Origin of the sequence: Hominimerdicola alba (assembly GCF_900109655.1) — a bacterium.
Lineage (GTDB): Bacteria > Bacillota > Clostridia > Oscillospirales > Ruminococcaceae > Hominimerdicola > Hominimerdicola alba_B.
Genome location: NZ_FOAT01000010.1, coordinates 53,212 through 72,369, shown reverse-complemented (window position 1 = coordinate 72,369; position 19,158 = coordinate 53,212). Strand labels below are relative to the sequence as shown.

General features: G+C 46.6%; 17 protein-coding genes. 11 read left to right on the top strand and 6 right to left on the bottom strand.

The features are described from left to right. Window positions 1-53: 53 nt before the first annotated feature. Together BMY75_RS11435 and rpmB are read right to left on the bottom strand one after the other, a co-directional pair. Window positions 54-3,794, bottom strand: a complete 3,741-nt coding sequence (locus BMY75_RS11435; RefSeq protein ID WP_074833969.1) for an EAL domain-containing protein — start codon at window positions 3,792-3,794, stop codon at window positions 54-56. Window positions 3,795-4,552: 758 nt separating this feature from the next. Next, window positions 4,553-4,738: a 50S ribosomal protein L28 gene (gene rpmB, locus BMY75_RS11430; protein ID WP_013499373.1), complete on the bottom strand. Its 186-nt coding sequence runs from the start codon at window positions 4,736-4,738 to the stop codon at window positions 4,553-4,555. 300 nt (window positions 4,739-5,038) lie between these two features. On the opposite strand from rpmB, the gene BMY75_RS11425 reads away from it, so the two are divergent. The 11 genes from BMY75_RS11425 (at window position 5,039) to BMY75_RS11375 (ending at window position 14,944) form a co-directional block, all read left to right on the top strand. Beyond that, a complete protein-coding gene (locus BMY75_RS11425; RefSeq protein ID WP_074834059.1) occupies window positions 5,039-5,827 on the top strand; it encodes a site-2 protease family protein in 789 nt (262 codons plus the stop codon). A gap of 17 nt (window positions 5,828-5,844) precedes the next feature. Next, a complete protein-coding gene (locus BMY75_RS11420; protein WP_074833967.1) occupies window positions 5,845-7,383 on the top strand; it encodes a segregation and condensation protein A in 1,539 nt (512 codons plus the stop codon). 10 nt (window positions 7,384-7,393) lie between these two features. Then, window positions 7,394-7,963, top strand: coding sequence for an SMC-Scp complex subunit ScpB (gene scpB / locus BMY75_RS11415; protein WP_074833965.1), 570 nt, complete (start codon window positions 7,394-7,396; stop codon window positions 7,961-7,963). A gap of 35 nt (window positions 7,964-7,998) precedes the next feature. Further along, complete coding sequence (locus BMY75_RS11410; RefSeq protein WP_074833963.1) at window positions 7,999-8,991, top strand: hypothetical protein; 993 nt, start codon at window positions 7,999-8,001, stop codon at window positions 8,989-8,991. A 16-nt stretch (window positions 8,992-9,007) separates the two neighbouring features. Further along, on the top strand, window positions 9,008-9,433 hold the full coding sequence (locus tag BMY75_RS11405; RefSeq protein WP_074833960.1) for a GerW family sporulation protein: 426 nt from the start codon (window positions 9,008-9,010) through the stop codon (window positions 9,431-9,433). A gap of 92 nt (window positions 9,434-9,525) precedes the next feature. Next, window positions 9,526-10,674, top strand: a complete 1,149-nt coding sequence (locus BMY75_RS11400) for a D-alanyl-D-alanine carboxypeptidase family protein (protein WP_074833958.1) — start codon at window positions 9,526-9,528, stop codon at window positions 10,672-10,674. 174 nt (window positions 10,675-10,848) lie between these two features. Then, window positions 10,849-11,583, top strand: a complete 735-nt coding sequence (locus BMY75_RS11395; RefSeq protein WP_074833956.1) for a pseudouridine synthase — start codon at window positions 10,849-10,851, stop codon at window positions 11,581-11,583. A 22-nt stretch (window positions 11,584-11,605) separates the two neighbouring features. Next, window positions 11,606-12,607: an SGNH/GDSL hydrolase family protein gene (locus tag BMY75_RS11390; RefSeq protein WP_074833954.1), complete on the top strand. Its 1,002-nt coding sequence runs from the start codon at window positions 11,606-11,608 to the stop codon at window positions 12,605-12,607. 83 nt (window positions 12,608-12,690) lie between these two features. Further along, window positions 12,691-12,945, top strand: a complete 255-nt coding sequence (locus BMY75_RS11385; RefSeq protein ID WP_074833951.1) for an immunity protein Imm33 domain-containing protein — start codon at window positions 12,691-12,693, stop codon at window positions 12,943-12,945. Window positions 12,946-13,003: 58 nt separating this feature from the next. Then, entirely contained in the window at window positions 13,004-13,777 is a 774-nt protein-coding gene (locus BMY75_RS11380) for a class I SAM-dependent methyltransferase (RefSeq protein WP_074833948.1), read from the top strand. Window positions 13,778-13,789: 12 nt separating this feature from the next. Further along, entirely contained in the window at window positions 13,790-14,944 is a 1,155-nt protein-coding gene (locus BMY75_RS11375) for an alanyl-tRNA editing protein (RefSeq protein ID WP_074833945.1), read from the top strand. Window positions 14,945-15,379: 435 nt separating this feature from the next. Here the strand turns inward: BMY75_RS11375 and BMY75_RS11370 are convergent, their stop codons facing one another. The 4 genes from BMY75_RS11370 to BMY75_RS11355 form a co-directional block, all read right to left on the bottom strand. Then, window positions 15,380-16,297, bottom strand: coding sequence for a magnesium transporter CorA family protein (locus BMY75_RS11370; protein ID WP_074833943.1), 918 nt, complete (start codon window positions 16,295-16,297; stop codon window positions 15,380-15,382). Between the two features lie 143 nt (window positions 16,298-16,440). Continuing rightward, window positions 16,441-16,764 (bottom strand): inorganic diphosphatase, encoded by a 324-nt coding sequence (locus tag BMY75_RS11365; protein WP_074833941.1) that lies wholly within the window; start codon window positions 16,762-16,764, stop codon window positions 16,441-16,443. An 87-nt stretch (window positions 16,765-16,851) separates the two neighbouring features. After that, window positions 16,852-18,084, bottom strand: a complete 1,233-nt coding sequence (locus BMY75_RS11360; protein WP_074833939.1) for a nucleotide sugar dehydrogenase — start codon at window positions 18,082-18,084, stop codon at window positions 16,852-16,854. Between the two features lies 1 nt (window position 18,085). Further along, window positions 18,086-19,150: an NAD-dependent epimerase/dehydratase family protein gene (locus tag BMY75_RS11355; RefSeq protein WP_074833937.1), complete on the bottom strand. Its 1,065-nt coding sequence runs from the start codon at window positions 19,148-19,150 to the stop codon at window positions 18,086-18,088. Window positions 19,151-19,158 lie beyond the last annotated feature (8 nt).

Genomic DNA, 19,158 nt, shown 5'->3' with positions numbered 1-19,158 from the left:
GGCAAAAAAATCAGCGTCAGGCGAAAATACCAGACGCTGATATAATAATTTTTTCAGATGTTTATGCCCGTTTGTATGTCACAGTCTTCTAGATTCACCATACCCTCAGCACCGCAGATCACCTCTCCGTGGCTGGAGCTGAATCTTATCTCTCCTGTGCATTTTTTTAGCGATATTTTCGATTCCGAGCTCATGCCGCCGATACCGATGGCATTCGCTCCCTCGCCGTAAATATCGAAACTGCAGTCTTCCGCATCAACCGAAAGTATGCCCTGGGCCGAACCCACGCCCAGTAAATTCTTGCCGAGCATACGAAAGTCCAGGCTTGTATTCCGAAGCTTCACTGTGCTGTGAGCTTCACCGGGTGAATTTATGCACGAGATATTATCGCCCGATGCATCGTATGTCAGCTTGCTGTTTTCGATAACAGCCGTCAGCTTGCCCTTTGTGCTGCCTATACCTATACCTGTCACACAGTGGGTGCTCATCATCAGCTCACTGTTCTTCACCGTCACAGGTACATCGGATTCAATACTGCCTATACACAGAAGATGCTTGCCTGCCAGCCTGATATTGATATTCGATGAGCCAACATCTATCCTGCTGTTAGCCGAAGCCATGCCACCGCCAATGCCAATGCAGTACTCGCCGTCTATGGTGATATCCAGCTTGCCGCCAAGGTGTACTCCTATAACGCCGAATTCACTCAGCGGGTCGGAACCTATACCGTAACTCTGCGTTGTACCCGATCTCATTATAAGTGTGCCATCACCTACTATATCGATCCACGCTCCCGCAGGAACGCTTATCGGGCCGCCAAGCTCGACTGTGCCCGTTATTTCCAGCGTCAGCCTGCTGCCCTTGCCTACGATTATGCAGGCTTCGTTGTTTTCGCCCGAAAGATGAACACCGTCAAGCTTCAGTCGACAATCCAGACCGTCCTTTATCTTTATACACAGATGTGAAGAATACCCCTCCGAGCCTCTGAGCATACAGTCACCCTCGGATACGAATACCTCGGTGTAATCGTCGAAATCCAGTGATATAAGCGAAAGCTCATTATCGTTTCCGGTAAAATAGGTTTTCTTTATCCTGAAATTTTCGTCGACTCGGTTGCACTCTCTTATCTGTTCCTTTATATCAGGGCGTATTGACTTAATAGGCTCAGGTGCGGGACGTGCAGTGAAATAGCCCTGTATAAGGTCTATTCCCATGCCCGACAACATTCTGAGTTCTTCGATCTTCTCAACGCCCTCAGCCAGCACTTTGAAGTGATTATCCCTGGCATAGTCGATGATATTCTTTACAAAATGCTGTCTGCGCTTATCCTCGTGGATATTCATAATAAGGCTTCTGTCTATCTTTATGCAGTTAGGCATAAAGGTCAGCAGATTGCTTATATTTGAATATCCTGTGCCGTAGTCGTCTATCGCTATGCCGAAACCGTAGCGTTTGCGCCTGTCGAGAACTATCTCCAGCTGCTCTTTGCTCGCCTCGGTCTCCTCAGTGAATTCTATTACTATCTTTGATACTATGTCGCTGTAGGTGGTGCAAAGCTCTTCAAAATCCTTTTCGGGCAGCGTGCAGGAGGGTATGCTGTTTATGTAGAGCTGTTTGTCGCTCATTTCCTTCTTGTGCTCATGCATGAATCTGAACAGGTTGTACATAGTATGACGTTCAACATCGTCCAATCTGCCCATAGCCGCCGCATGATTAAGTATACTTATCGGAGATATCTTCACACCGCCCTCATATCTCATAAGAGCTTCGTAAGCCACTATCTCCCCTGTTTTTGCGCTTACTATCGGCTGGAAATGATAAGTCAACAGGTCGTCGTTGAGTATCTTTGCGACCAGCTTCCTCTCTTCCTCGTCATAGCCCTCAACAGGCTGACGTCCCTTTCCGTCCGCGATGTTCATGCGCTTCTTGTTATGGTTATCCTTCGCCATCGTGCGCTGATAGTTAGCCTCATATGGCAGACTATCCAGTATCTCAGCCGAAGTAACAGGTGCCGTTACCCTTGATGTATAAAAATGCACACCAAAGTCCATTGTTGAAACAGTGTTAAAAGCTTCCAGATTTCTCTCCAGATCCACAGGAACATCGTCCACAGGCATATCAGCGTCCAGAAGTCCGCATATGAAGAACTCATCGCCGCTGACTCTGACACAGATATCGTCCTCGCCGGCGCTGTTGTTGAGTATCATAGCCAGCCTCTGCAGAACTCTGTCGCCCTCGCTGTAACCGTAAGCCGAATTTATGCCCCTGAGATTCTCAACGTCCACGGAGATTATCCTCATAAGCTTATCAGGGCGGTCAAAGCTTCCGCACCTCTGGGTCATGACCTTTTTATATCCCTTAACGTTCAGCAGACCTGTAAGAGGATCTCTTATCTGATCATCAGCAACACTGTCGTTGTAAAGAATATTCCTTCTCTGCTTTTCCATGGCGATAGCTGCATACCTCAGCCACATTACGTAGTGCTTATCGAAAAATGCTCCCGAATCGCAGTAGGAAAGCACAGTATAGCCGTAATTTACGTGCCTGAAATGCAGGCAGTTGAATATAAATGCAGAGGGCTTGTCTCTCTCCTTGAATATAGCAGGGAGAAGCTCATGTCTGTTGAATGCCGCTCCGCCGGGAACTGCGCCATTGCCGTTCTGTCTGCTGTAAGCTATCGAAACAGTTTCCGAAAAATCCGTCAGCTTATCTCCGGGAACGTGAAGTATACCGTCGTTTATACACAGCCAGAAACCCTCAAAATCCCCAAGATACTTGGTGAACCAGTCTATTCTCCACAGATACTCACCAAAGCTGTCGGCGTTTATCAGAGTCTCAGACATATCATTATAGTACGAATCAAATCCCTCCCGCCTGTTAGAGACCATATTATCCATTGCCGCCCTTGAAAGTTCGGCATAATTTATCCTTTCACAGCCGCAGGTAACGCCCTTGCGAAAAACACAGCATGGTTTTTTCTCAGTCGGGACACACTCCTCCCCTGTTATCCTTGCGAACAGTTTTCGCACAGCTTCCACCGCCATAGTTTCAGGACGGCGCTCAATAGAGGTTATATTCATATATTCCGCCGAAAAAGGTTCATTCATGCTGTAACCCGTCACTATGACTTCCTCGGGTATCTCAATGCCTTTCTCACTCAGCGCACCCACAAGTCCCGCCGCCGTGAAATCACTGCAGCACACTATGGCTTCGGGTATGCCGCGGCTGATGATATCATCAGCTATCCCGCTGTAGTCACCGGCCCAGTCAGGGCCGTAGAATATCCTGTCCTCAGTCAGATCTACTCCCTGCTCGACAAAGGCTTTCCTGAAGCTCTGAAGCACACGTTCATGAAATACACTGTCCTTAGGACCGCTGACAAAGCAGACATCACTGACATGATGCCACTCGGTAAGATGCCTTACTATTTTATCTGCACATTCGTCATTATCGAACATAACGCTGTCATGTCCTTCAGCTTCAGATTCGATATATACTGCGGGAATATTGCTGTGATCTATGATACGGCGTATCTCAGCCGCCGCTTTTTCATTATTTATCGTATAACCGAACACCAGCATTCCATCAAGCAGATCGGGCTCTATAAGTGAGAACACCGAGTTTTCAACATCTGCCTGATCGGTCTGGGTCAGCAGGGTGTTGAATATAGCCGCATCGGCATTATGTGCAAAAAGCTCCTTCTGGATATGATACAGTGCCTTGCTGTAAAAATCCATATCGGGTTCATTTATAACAATTCCTATCAAAGGTCTCTGTTTGGGACTATTTTCCATATTCATCCCCCATTGCATCAGCTTTTGATCTGTTTATAGTAATATATTTACATATATAAACAAATCTCCTCTTGTATTATATCACATTTTTCTAATTTTTACAAGTATTTTCATAGAAAAATGAAAAATTTACATTCAGCGCAACAACTCTGAGCAAACTGCCAAAGAAGAGAGCTTTTGTTCAAGCTTTTTGTGAAAAGCTTGCGGGAAGCCACAATCACCGCCAACAAAAATCCGAGCGTATGCAGAACTAATGCATACGCTCAAACTATCGGCGTAAATAATATTGCCGCTTCCGAAGAACGCAGGGCGAAAACTTGCAAACCAGCGCATACAATAAATATCCGATCATATCAATCAAGTACGTTTAAAACAGCAGCAATACTACTGCAGCTGCAGAAGTTCACTTTTATAATACCACCGATACCATTGGTATACGATCGTATACCAATGGTATTCTTTCGTAGAAGTACGGATAAATGCGGTATCATGTCGTAATGACCTTGGTATGTGATCATAAAAAAATATGGTTATCCCTTTAGTACACCACTTCATATGCCGATATGATAATGAATAATTATTTGAAATGTATTCTTCCCCACGCCGCAGGCGAGGGGGAGAATACCGACAACTATTGATATTGCCTGTCAAAAGGTTGTACAGAATGGTGTGTCAGCGGTATAAACATATAAAAAAATACGCCTGCGTAGCAAAACGCAAGCGTACTGTTTACCATTGTTTGCAGGCACAAGCTGAAATTATGCTCTTTCAACCTTGCCCGAGCGCAGACATCTGGAGCAAACGTAAACGTGTGTGGGAGTGCCGTTAACAACAGCCTTAACTCTCTTTACATTGGGCTTCCAGGTTCTGTTGGTTCTTCTGTGAGAGTGAGATACCTTTATACCGAAAGTAACACCCTTTCCGCAAACTTCACATTTTGCCATATCGGTGCGCACCTCCTTTGCACGAAATTTAAGCTGACCGATCTAAGCCGACAGCTTAAATCCAATCACATGATACTAGAGTATTATAACACATATCATACAAAATTGCAAGCCCTTTTCACAAAAAATTTAAAAAACTGCTGATTTGATGAAAAATGACAAAAACAGTCCCTTTGCACTTGAAATATTCTTGTAGATGTAGTATAATATATAATGTATTTGTGTATCAACAGACAAGTTCTGCCCATGCTAAAAAGTATCGGACGGGCAGATATGACAGATGAAATGAGGAAAGTTAAAATGACAATAGAAACACTGCTGAGATACGGATCACGTCTAATAATACTTTTGATGTGCATACCCATACATGAATTTGCCCACGCATGGGCTGCCACAAAGCTCGGTGACGATACACCAAGCTATCAGAAAAGGCTGACCCTGAACCCACTGGCACACCTTGACCCCATGGGTTCCATTGGTATACTGCTCTGCGGTTTCGGCTGGGGCAAGCCCGTACAGGTAAACCCTGCGAGATTCAATAGAAAGATATCAATGAGGGCAGGTATGGCAATAACTGCTGCGGCAGGACCTTTATCTAACCTTATAATGGCACTGATGGGAACGATAGCATATAAGTTCCTTCTTGGTGCATTCGTTTTAAAATGCAGCACCAGTGAATTGCTAGCTGTGCTCAACAACAATAAAGAAGCGTTATATAAGTTTTTGATTCAAAACATCACTACTATAGATGGTTATTTAGCGCATTTAGTAGCAGACAACAATTTGGCTCTGTTCTGGCTGCTGCAGATATGCGAGGCTTTCGTATTCATAAACCTAGGTCTTGCTGTATTCAACCTGATACCTGTAGCACCACTGGACGGTCAGAAGATTTTTTCATACTTCCTGCCCGAAAGGATAAATGCCAAGATAGAAAACTATCAGTTCTATATATCAATGATCGTAATGGCTCTCTTTCTTTTCAGCGACCTGCTGAACGGTCCTGTTTGGTGGTTGGAATCAGGTATATTCTGGTTGCTGAATAAGATAGCTTTCTTCATCGACCCAATGGTAACTTCGATATTCTTCTAATAAGGCAGGGATAGACGATGTCAACAGCCAGATTCAAACTGGATATGTTCGAGGGGCCTCTCGACCTGCTTCTGCACCTTATCAGCAAACACAAGCTGAATATCTATGATATCGAGATAGCTGTGCTGCTGGAGCAGTATCTGGAATACATGGCAGGTCTGGAAAAAGAGGACTACGAGGACGCAGCCGATTTTCTGGAAATGGCTGCAAGGCTCATATATATCAAGACAGTTTCTCTTCTGCCCAAGGATGACGAGGGTGAAGAGCTCAAAAAGGAACTTCAGGGCAGCCTGATAGAATATTCGCTGTGCAAGATGGCGGCAGCGCGTCTGAAAGAGCAGTATGCGGGTGGAGATATCTTTGTGAGAGAGCCTGTAAAACTGCCCGTTAAGAAGACTTTCTCAGGCGAAAAAGACCCACAGGAGCTGCTTGCGGCATACCTCGGCATGAGCGAGAAAGCCCGCCACAGCAAGCCGCTGAAAGCGGAGATGTTCAAGCCTATACTGTCGCGGAGGATTGTATCCGTGACTTCCAAGATAATCCATGTGCTGAAAATGCTGATAACCCGCGGCGAATGTTTTCTGGACAGTATGTACGACGGCTGTGCGGACAAAAGCGAGCGTGTAGCGGTATTTCTCGCAGTGCTGGAACTTACAAGGTCGGGCAGGATATTCCTGAACGATGACAACACCCGTGTGTACATGAATTCAGCTTCAAAAAAGCGCAAGATATCATCTGACTTTGACGAAGCCGAGATAGCCGCTGAAAACGGGGCTGAAAATGCTTTCGAGGGTGAGGATGAAAAAACTTCCGAAGATAGTGCGGAAACTATTTCGCGAGAAGATATTCCCGAAAACGAAGAACGCGAAGTTTCGGGAATAAGCCCATATGGGTATGATTCCCGTGAGCAGGATAGCATTCCCCTGCCATATAATAAAATGTATGAGCCCCCCGAGAGGACGGTCTACAAAAGCGAAACAAGACAGCGCGGCACTCTGCCTGTGCTGAAAATTGAGCTTTCCCCCGAATTGCAAAGGATAGTAGATTCGGGCAGAAAGGATATGCCTGAGGATATTGCGGACGAGGAAGTAAAGGCGGAGATATCTGCCGAGAATATCGTTCCTGAGATCAAGGCTGAAACACCCGCTGAGGGCAGTGAGACCGAGATCAAGACAGAGGATATTGAGCCTGAAAAAGTTGCAGAAATACCCGCAGCTGGCGGTGAGGCAGAGGTCAAAACTGAAACACCTGCTGAATCGACCGAACCAGTGATCAAAACAGAGGATTCTGCCGATAACATCGAGGCAGAAATAAAGACAGAAACAACTGTCGATACCCCTGCAAATGAAATTCAGGCAGAAATACCCGCAGAAACAGTATCGGCACCGAGCCCAATCGTGGAGATCAACACAGAATTCCCCGAAACAGCGGCTTACATACCAAACAGTGAGGATATTGCCGAAAGTGAGCCCATTGTTTTCAAGATCAACCGATTCGGCACGAGATATTACTGGGGCACACACAGCTGGGCTGAGGGTCGGCTGAGACTGGGATAAGGATAGATTTATGGAGATACAAGAACTTTCAAATACACTGGAAGCCGTGCTTTTCGCTTCGGGCGAACCAGTGGAGTGCAAGCGTATTTGTGAGGCACTGGGCACGGATATAACTTCCATCGAAGATGCTGTTGCGTTACTTGAGGAAAAGTACGCAGATAACAGCGGCATCGAACTTTTACGGCTGGACAGTGCTTTTCAGCTTGCAACAAAGCAGGAGTATGCGCCGCATATAAAATCGGTGCTGGAGATAAAGCGAAACTCCGCACTTTCGCCTGCCGCTATGGAAGCATTGACTATCATAGCGTACAATCAGCCCGTTACAAAGGCTTTTGTTGAAAGCGTTCGCGGTGTGGATTCATCGGGCGTGGTTAATTCGCTGGTAGAAAAAGGTCTGCTTAGCGAGGCAGGAAGACTGGATCTTCCCGGACGACCAATAGCCTACGCCACCACCGAGACTTTTCTCAGGGCATTCAGACTTTCAAGCCTGAAAGATCTGCCGCCTCTGCCAGAACAGAGCGGACAGGTCACGATAGATGAGGTTATTGAAGCGGCACAGGCAGCCGAAGACGGGGAATAACCCCCGCATTATTAAGATATAAAAAAAGACAGGCGGTGACAACAACGATCATTTTAAAAATATTACTGATAATAATAGCGGTCATTGTTATCCTGCTGCATTTTTCGGTGATAGTATTTGTGCGCGGCGGGACTAGCGGAAAGTTCGAGATACGTGTGAAGTATCTTTGGATAACCCTTTATCCGCGCAAGAAAAAACCTAAAAAGCCAAAGAAAAAACGGCGCAAAAAAGCCCGTAAGGAAGAGAAGAAAGAGGAAGATATCCTCGAAGAAGCACTTGATGAAAGCGCTGAGGAAGCCCCAACATTTGAGGACGTCCAGATCGTGACCGAGGAGGATAACTCCGCTGTTGAAAGTATTTCCGAGGACAAGCCCTCGGAAACGGTGACTGAAACCGTGGTGGAAGAATCGGTTGAGGAAGTTTCTGATGAAGAAACCACTGAAATTTCCGAGGATAAACCCGAAAGCACCGAATCTGACGACAAGAAGAAAAAACGCCGCAAAAAGAAAAAGGAAAAGAAAAAAGAAGAAAAGCCCAAAGATGATGACTCGGAGAGCGAGGAAAAAGGCAGTAAGCTCGATGGGCTGAGAAAAAAATGGGAATTCGTAAAACCTTATATCCCGCCTGCGTTGAAGTATACCAGGAAATTCATGAAAGCGATACGCCTGGAGGATATAAGCATACAGATAGAAACAGGCAAGGAAGACGCAGCAGAAAGCGCCACATTCTACGGAAAATTGCAGGCGGCGCTGTTCAATACCCTTAATCTGCTGGCGATGATATTCACGGTGAGGGTGAAAGAAGCGAACGTCAAATGTCTGTTCAATGTCAAAAAGCTTGATGCCGAGGGCGAAGTTACGGTGAAAGTAAGACCTTCCACCATGATAGCCATAGCATTCTGCCTGCTGTTCTGTGCGGCTAAGATATTCATACCCTACAAGATAAAACAGCGCAGAGCACGCAAAAAGGCGAAGAAAGAAGCAAAGAAAAAAGCGGAAGTTTCTGCCGTGATGGAAGAAACTGCATAAAGAAAGGTTGTTAAATATGAACGAGAGCACTAAGATAGAAGCACTGGTAAATACTGCCATGTCCAAGGTAAAGGAACTTGCTGACGGCGAAGCTATCGTAGGAAAGCCTATAGTTACAGGGGACGGCACTACTATAATACCTGTATCAAAGGTAAGCATCGGCTTTGCATCGGGCGGTTCAGATCTGCCTACAAAGTCCACCAAGGATACTTTCGGCGGCGGTTCGGGCGGCGGAGTTACCATTACTCCTATGGCTTTCATCGCGATATACAAGGGCGAGGTCAAGCTTCTGCAGATAACCTCAAATTCGCCTCAGGGCAACGCTATCGTTGATATGGTACCCACTGTCATCGACAAGATAACATCTTTCATCGACGGCAAAAAGGGCGGAAAGAAAGCATCGGAAGAGATAATTGACGATTACGCCGATTTCGAGGAATGAGCTAACATCTAAAAAAACATTATTTTCCGATAATTTTTCAGAGCGCTGCGGATAAACTACTCCCGAGAGAAAATTTTCGGGAGAGTGATGATATGAGGCGTGACAGGCTTGGATTCTTTGCAGGCGCGGCGGTGCTGGCGATGCTTATGATATTCACCCTGAGTACGATTGGTGCAAAGGCTGAAAGTCAGGTGCAGATATCTGCAAAAGCGGCAATAGTTTACAACGGCAGTACGGGAGAAGTTCTTTTTGAAAAGAACGCAGACGAACCTCTGCCGATGGCAAGCACCACCAAGATAATGTCGGCGCTGATAGTACTTGAACAGGACGGTCTTGACGAAAAATTCACGGTGGACAACGCTGCTGTTATGACCGAGGGCAGTTCAATGGGGCTTCGTCAGGGTGACAAAGTATCTCTGCGCGACCTTGCATGCGGTATGCTTCTGCCCAGCGGAAATGACGCGGCTAACGCGGCGGCAGTCCGTGTGGCGGGCAGTATCGACGGTTTTGTTGAGCTTATGAACGCAAGGGCTGAAAAGCTGGGTCTTGAAAACACCCATTTTGTCACACCCTCGGGGCTTGACGACTACACCGATGACCACTATTCCACAGCCAGAGATATGGCTGTGCTTGCGGCGGAAGCTATGAAGAATCAGGATCTCCGCGATATCTGCGGACTTCAGCGGGTGAAACTGGAATTCGGTGACCCGCCTTATGAAAGATGGCTGGTGAACACCAACAAACTGCTGAAAAACCACGGTATCACAGGGATAAAGACTGGCTTCACCGACAAGGCGCGTAGATGCCTTGTATCATCATGCATGAGGGACGGCTGTGAGTTGATATGCGTGACCCTGAATGACCCCGATGACTGGAAAGACCATATGACGCTGTTCGACTACGGTTTCTCGCAGGTGGAGCAGGTAAAGCTTTATCCGAAAGAGGGCGAAACTGAACTCATGACAGCCGACGGCAGGCGGGTGAAGTGCAAAGTCCCCGAGATGGTGACGGCTATGACCGCAGAGGGCGCGGCGCGTGCCGAAAGCCGCGTATACCTGCCGCAGTTCATCTATGCGCCCGTAAAGAATGGCGATAAGGTGGGAGAGATAGTTTATCTTCTTGACGGCAAAGAGATAGGCAGGCGGGATATCACAGCGGCTGAGGATATCAGCGCTCCCGCGGCAGAAAACAGCTTCATTATTGTAATTTTCAGAAAGTTCAGACAGTTTACAGGACTGTGATATAAACAGCAAAAGCGGAAGATGGGGGCATTGATTGCCCTCATCCGACGAGCTGAATATACATATACTAGGAGCTTCGGATGAAGCTGTACAGGAAATAAATGGATACGAGGAGATTTGGGCGTGATAAAGCCCTGATATCTTTTCGGGATAAATATAAGTTAAGGAGTAAATATGGAGAAGATAAGAATACAGAAGATAATAGCCGAAAGCGGGTTCTGTTCCCGCAGAAAGGCTGAGGAATACATAGCAGCGGGCAAGGTAACGATAAACGGAAGACCCTGCACACTGGGTGACAAGGCACTCCCAGGCAAAGACCTTATAGTCGTTGACGGCATAAAGATAGATCAGCCCAGAAAGAGGACTCTCTATTACATAATGCTGCACAAGCCCCGCGGATATGTTACCACCATGAACGACGAGCTTGACAGAAAGTGCGTTACCGACCTGCTGCAGGGTCTGCCAGAAAGAGTATACCCCGTTGGAAGACTGGATAAGAACTCCGAGGGTCTGCTGCTGCTGACAAATGACGGCGCTTTCGCTAATGATATCATGCACCCCTCAAAGCACGTAAGCAAGACATACCGTGTCACCGTGCGCCCCGATATCAACGATGAACAGCTGGTAAAACTGGCTTCAGGCGTTGAGATAGACGGCAGAATGACCGCTGAATGTTCCGTTGTAGTGCTTGATAAGCAGCCAGGAAGAGTTGTTCTGCAAATGACTATCCACGAGGGCAGGAACAGACAGATAAGAAAAATGTGCGAGGCAGTAGGACTGGAAGTTGCAAGACTGAAACGTACTGCTGTGGGCCCGCTGAAGCTTGGTATGCTGAAACCCGGCGAATACCGCGAGCTGAAGCCCGATGAACTGCGCGCTATAAGAACGGCGATAACCAAAGGTAAATAACAGATAACGGAGGTGCTGTCCTATGAAGAAACGTATCACGGCTTTTGTAACAGCCTGCGCTGCGGTGTTTGGTCTGTGTTCCTGCACCCTGAAAGAAAGGGATATGGTGGAGGAGACAAAGAAACTCCCCGTACCGCCGAAGCTGGTATTCCTGGGAGACTCCATAGCTGCGGGCTACGGTCTGGAGGGCTACGACAAATCCGACCTCTATCACTGTGATTCCTACGCGAATATCATCGGCAGCGATTATGCGGCGGTGCTTGCAAACGAGGACTGCGGATTCATAATGAAAAACGATGCAGTTTCGGGAAATACCTCCCAGGATCTTATCGACCTGCTGGACAGCGGCAATATCGATGAAGACCTGAAAGACAGCGACGCTGTGGTAGTATCCATCGGCGGAAACGACATACTGCATATAATTTTCTCGGCTGCCGAAGATCTTGGCTGGGACAAAAATGCAGGCGACTTTGACTTCGACAGGATAAATTTCAAGGACGCTTTATCAAGCCTGACTTCCATGAGTGACGAAATAGATGATGCCCTTAAAGGCTACGAGACTAATCTCGCCTTGATCGAACAGAAACTCCGCGACCGCACTGACGGCGAGATATACATACAGACACTCTACAACCCTGTGGAGTACTTCTCTGACTGGAAAATGCTGGTAGATTATGCTGACGGCAAGATAGATACTTTCAACGATATAGTTAAGGACAGTGCTGAAAAGGATGGCAAGCATCACTACACCGTTATAGATGTGGGAAGCCGTTTTGAGGGTCAGAACGCTGATTTGACAAACATGGCTGACTACGATATCCACCCCAACGCGGAGGGTCATAAGGTCATCGCCGAGATGGTGGACGCTGAACTTCGCAAGGGCGATTACAGCTGTACCGTAACAGTTCCCGGCGAGGCACACTGGACTTCTGCGGCAAAGGGACTGTTCGTCGGTATCGCTGCTGTTGCAGTAATACTCGTGATCGGCGTAGTGATATTTGTTATGAAGAAAAAACAGAGATAACGGCAGTTTACAGCCATAGCATTTCAGGCAGAAATGTCGGAAGTGCTATGGCATTTCTGTTGAGGATATAAGGAGAACTATAAATGCATGAGAATTTCCCTTTCAGCGATGCCCCCGATACCGCCTGCATCATCTGCCGTCATGTACTTGAAGAACGAAGCCCCATCGTTTATATTTTTCACGATGAAGACGGCTGCTGGCAGTTTCTCTGCGGTGAGGAACACACCGAAGACGATGCGAGGGTGGTATCACTGGCTGAAATACTTGATATCGACAGTTCGGTCGCAGACTTTGCAGACCTTGGATACGGCGAATATGCGGAGCGTTCCACCGATTGACAACCATACACGAAAGTGCTAAAATTATTACATATTACGCCGACAGGAGGTTTGAACTATGGATATAGATGAAAACAGGATAGCAGACCTTGAGATATACCTGACACGTATGCAGCGCTCTATCCTTGATAAAATGTTTTTTATAGATAAGGTGTTTGAGCCATTTAAGTACATACTGGATTTCGGCTGTGCCAACGGCGAGCTGATAAAAGCCATGCAGCCCATGTTCCCCGATTACAGCTACATCGGCTATGATATCAGCAGTGAGATGATAACTGCCGCGAAAGAGAACGTCAGTGATGCAGAATTTTTCGATGACTGGGACAAGATAGGCATACCTTTCGGGGAGAGCCTTATAAACATTTCAAGCACCATCCACGAGGTCTACTCATACGGCTCCGATGAGGATGTACGCATATTCTGGGAGAGGGTATTTGACAGCGGTTTCAGGTATGTGGCTATACGTGATATGAGCTGTCCCGCAAGCATGGCTGAAACTCCCTGCGATGCCGAAAAGCTTGATATAATCAGGAAAAGCAGCTATGCGGAGTGGCTTGAAAGCTTTGAGAATGTCTGGGGCAAGGTACGCACTCAGCGTGATTTAGCCCATTTTCTGCTGAAATACAAGTACACCCAGAACTGGGACAGAGAAGTTCACGAGAACTATCTGCCTATATTCACGGAAGAACTCATGAGCCGCATCCCGGAGGGTTACAGGGTGGTTTACAGGGACGGATTCACACTGCCGTATATTTCGTGGCAGATACGCAAGGATTTCGGGTTCGATTTTACCGATAACACTCATATAAAACTAATTCTTGAAAAAATATAGCGAGGCACTTATATGACAGAAAAACTTTTTGATGACGGTATGCTTTTCAGTTTCAGCGCCGTTGTCACCCAATGTAATGAAACCCAAAACGGCTTTGAGGCGGTACTTGACCGCTCTGCATTTTTCCCCGAGGGCGGCGGACAGGCAGGAGATGTGGGAACTCTCGGCGGTGTAGAGGTCATTGACACCTACGAGAAAAACGGCGAAGTGGTACATCTTTGCAAGTCACCTCTTGAAGTTGGCGCTGAGGTGCGGGGCAATATAGATGAAAATATCCGCATAAGGCGTATGCAGAATCATTCGGGTGAACATCTGCTGATGGGATTTATCCACAACAAGCTGGGGTACGAGAATGTGGGCTTTCACATGGGTTCGGAGGAAGTTCTGCTTGACCTTAACGGTGTTATCTCCCCCGAGGACATACGCGAATGTGAACAGCGTGCAAATGAAGCTATAGCGCGTAATATCCCCATAACCATAAGCTATCCCGACAGCGGCACACTTGCAGCACTCGAATACCGAAGCAAGCTTGAAATGACCGAAAATGTCAGGATAGTCACGATAGAGGGCATTGACAACTGCGCCTGCTGTGCTCCGCATATGCCGACTACGGGCGGTATCGGCATCGTAAAGGTGATATCATCCGAAAGCAACCGCGGCGGCACAAGGCTGCACATTCTCAGCGGACTTGATGCCCTTGATCTTATCAGGAAGAGAATGGAAAGCAACGCGGCGATATCTCACCTGCTTTCGGCAAAGCCCGAAAAGACCGCAGATGCTGTGGAAAAGCTGCTTAACGAGAACATAGCCCTGAAAAGGCAGATAACCGAAAACGAGAGGCATGCCGCCGAGGAGATCATCAGCGGTTTGAAAAACGACAGCAGGAAAAGCTTTTGCATTTTCACACGTGGGCTTGGCAGAAACACCATGCGGGAGATAGCCAACCAAGCTGTAAAGCTGACAGACGGTTTGGCGGCTGTATTTTCCGAAGAACAGGGTGGTTTCGGATACATAATCGCTTCCGAGAAGCTTCCGCTTCGCACCATGGCAAGGGACATAAACTCTGCGCTTGGCGGGAAAGGCGGCGGTTCGGACTTGATGATACAGGGGTCTCTTACTGCGAAACGCGGAGAGATAGAGGAGTATTTTTCTGGGCTGGATAAATAATTTAGGTAATCATTTTAATTGTACTTGCTGGTATAGTCGATGGTTTTGTTTTAGGACATAGATTTGCAAGTTTTCGCCCCTCGTTCCTCGGGTCGAGCTGTCGAATAACAGCGACTGCGTCGGCTGTGGCTTCGCTGTTTGGCAGCAGGCGCGGCAATAATTTACGCATACAGAAAGAACGTGGACTGTTGTTTGTCCACGCTCTAAAATTTTTTATTGCCGCGCCTATTGGTCGATAGGTTGCTGTTCTATTTATTGCTTAGTTGTCGCGTTGGTTTTGTGCCTTGAGTTGAGGGCTCTGCCCTTAACAGTCAGCTTTGCTGACTGTGGCTCCCCGCAAGCTTTTCGTGAAAAGCTTGACCAAAAGCTTTGATTCGCGGCATAGCTTTGATTAATGCACTAGTTTGCTACCGCGTTTTTATGTATGCTTTGCCCTTACAGCCACTTCTTCTTTTTAAAGAATACCAGACTGATGATAACAATAAGTACACTCACCGCTGTCACTATCGGATACGCATACCTGAATCCAAGCTCAGGCATATATTTGAAGTTCATGCCATACCACCCTGCTATAAGGGTCAAAGGCATAAAGATGGATGTGATAACCGTCAGGATGGTCATTATCCTGTTCTGCTTAACATCGAGTTTTGACTGGTAAAGCTCTCTGATCTGTATTGAATAATCACGCAGAGATGCGGTGATATCGTGAAGACGCGATATGCGCTGGTTGAACAGGTGGAAATATCTTACATTATCCTTTACGAAAAAGTTATTCTCGTTTTCTTCCAGTTCCTGCGCAAGATCCTGGAGCTGTTCATAATGTATGCGCATATCCCTGAGGTCGCTCCTGATTCGGCTGACTCTAAGCGACGGGTCGGTCTCGGAACCCTCCAGTATCCTTGATTCTATGGTATCAAGCTCCTTATCAAAATCCTCCAGCATCGCCTGATCTCCCGTGACTATCTGTTCTAGAAAATCATATATAAATCTTTCAAGGCTGGGCATTACCCATTTTTTGGTGCGGGTTATGTTATGCAGTATCTTTTCAACCATTCCGCTGTCATCGATGAATACTATGCCTTTTTCATCAAGTGCAAAGGCAAAATTCGTTTTTGGTCCCGATATCTTTCTGCGGTTAGGCACTGAAAAAGTACCTGTCAGCGAATCGTAGTTCACCTCAGCCTTTGTTGAATGTACCGAGGCAAGGTCAATATCCATTTCTATACCCATATCGAAAGTATCCTTATATTCTGCCCATTCAGCGGAGGTAAGCACCGCCACATATTTAGCTCCTTGTCTTCCGCTGTTGGTATCTTCTGCTTTTTCGAGAGTGTTTTTGATATAGTATAACATTTTGCTGTCCTCCGGTACGATAAAATTACAGCGAACTGCCAATGATCTTCGTCCGCTGTAAATATATTATAACACTTTATTCTAAAAAAATCAACAAAAAACTCTGCCGCGAAGAAAAATTTTAACCTCCGCGGCAGAGTTTTTTACATTATTATCTCTGACTGAAAATACTGTTCCTGAAACCGTATCTTTTCCATTATTTCCTCTTCGCTGAATGATATATCTTGTGGGCAGACCACCCATTTTTCTTCCACATCATCAGCCCTTTGGACGATTGCTATTATCTTACCTGTGTATTTTTCAACAGGTTCATCAACACCCAGGATATACGCATCCTGTTCTTCGCCGTCGGGTGCGATTATTCCCTCGATATATCCGTAGTTTATGGGATAATACATATCCTTATACTCTGGGTGATAGCTTCCCATGGGTCTGTCAACTGTAACTGTTACTATATCTCCTATCATTTTGCACCTCCGTAAAATATTTACCGACAGAAATGCCACAGCATTTCCGGGACGCATCTCGGAAATACCGTGGCTTGTGTTTTTATATCAGTCTCTTCTGAAAAGATCTCTGGTGTAGACTTTTTCACGCACATCGTCAAGACAGCTGTCATATCTGTTGGCGATTATCGCAGCAGACTGTGTTTTGAATTTTTCAAGGTCATTCACTACCTGACTTCCAAAAAAAGTCTCGCCGTCTTTCAGAGTAGGCTCGTAGATTATGACTGTTGCGCCCTTTGCCTTGATGCGCTTCATAACTCCCTGAATAGAGCTCTGGCGGAAATTATCGCTGTTGGATTTCATAGTCAGGCGGTAAACACCGATGACTACGTTCTTTTCGCTGGTAGAATCCCATGAACTGTTTGAGGAATAGTATCCCGCTTTTTCAAGCACACGGTCAGCGATAAAGTCTTTTCTCGTCCTGTTGGATTCAACTATGGCAGACATCATATTCTGTGGAACATCTTCATAGTTTGCAAGCAGCTGCTTGGTATCCTTTGGCAGACAGTATCCGCCGTAACCGAAACTTGGATTGTTATAGTGACTGCCGATACGCGGGTCAAGACATACGCCGTTTATTATCTGCTGAGTGTCAAGACCTTTCATCTCGGCATAGGTATCAAGTTCGTTGAAATAGGATACTCTGAGGGCAAGATAAGTATTCGCGAAAAGCTTTACAGCCTCAGCCTCGGTGAAGCCCATAAACAGGGTGTCGATATCCTCTTTTAATGCGCCCTGCTGTAAAAGTTCAGCAAAGGTGTGCGCAGCATTTACAAGCTTTTCGTTCTCCATATCCGTGCCGACAATGATACGGCTGGGATAGAGGTTGTCATACAGCGCCTTGCTCTCGCGAAGAAATTCGGGGCTGAAAATGATGTTCTCGGTACCGAATCTCTCTCTCACCGACTTTGTATACCCCACAGGTATAGTGGATTTTATCACCATCACCGCATTGGGATTGACTTTCATAACCAGCTCGATAACAGATTCCACCGCACTGCAGTCAAAGAAATTCTTCTTGGGGTCGTAGTTGGTGGGAGCTGCTATTATAACAAACTCCGCTTCCCTGTATGCGCTCTCGCCGTCAAGGGTCGCTGTGAGGTCAAGCTCCTTTTCAGCCAGATATTTCTCAATATAATCGTCCTGTATAGGCGATATCCTGTTGTTTATCATATCCACCTTTTCGGGAACTATATCAACAGCGGTAACAGTGTTGTGCTGTGCCAGCAGAACAGCCAGCGAAAGTCCCACATAACCTGTACCCGCAACTGCTATCTTCATCTTAGTTTCCTCCCATGTAGAAATTCTTGTACCACTGTGCAAAACTGCGCAGTCCCTCACGCAGGCTGATAGTCGGCTTGAAACCGAAATCACGCTCCAGCGCCGATGAATCTGCGTAAGTCACAGGAACATCTCCAGGCTGCATTGGTACAAGTTCCTTGTGAGCATCAAAGTCATAATCCTTGGGCAGAACCCCTGCACGTACAAGCTCCTCGCTGAGTATCTGCACGAAATCCAGCAGATTTTCGGGAGTACCGCCGCCGATATTGTACAGCGCATAAGGCGGTACAGGCAGACCGTCCTCACCGTTTTTCTTCTCGGGAGCTTTCTGCATAACGCGGACTATGCCCTCAACGATATCGTCAACAAAAGTGAAATCGCGCTTGCAGTTGCCGTAGTTGAATATCTTTATGGTCTCGCCCTTTACAAGCTTGTTGGTGAATCCGAAATATGCCATATCGGGACGTCCCGCAGGACCGTAGACTGTGAAGAAACGCAATCCCGTGGTTGGGATATTGTAAAGTTTTGAATATGCATGGGCAAAAAGCTCGTTGCTCTTCTTTGTCGCCGCATACAGCGAAACTGGGTGGTCTACCATGTCATCAGTGCTGAAAGGAACTTTCTTGTTTCCGCCGTAAACGCTGGAAGAACTTGCATAAACAAGGTGTGCCACAGGATAATGACGGCAGGCCTCAAGGATATTGTAAAAGCCTATCATATTTGAATTTATATAGGCATCGGGATTTTCAATGGAATATCTTACACCCGCCTGCGCCGCAAGATTTACGACTATCTCAGGCTTGTGCTCCTCAAATATCTTTGTGATGAGTGCCTTGTCAGCAAGGTCGCCTTTGTAGAACTTGAAAGTGCACTTGCTGTTCTTTTCAGCTTTTTCTATCTCGGAAAGACGGTATTCTTTCAGGCTTACATCGTAGTAATCATTCATATTATCAAGCCCGATGATGCATACACCATCAAGCATACCGAACAGCTTTGTTACCAGATTCGAGCCGATAAATCCTGCCGCGCCCGTCACGAATACAGTTTTTAAATTATTGTCAAACATTTATATGA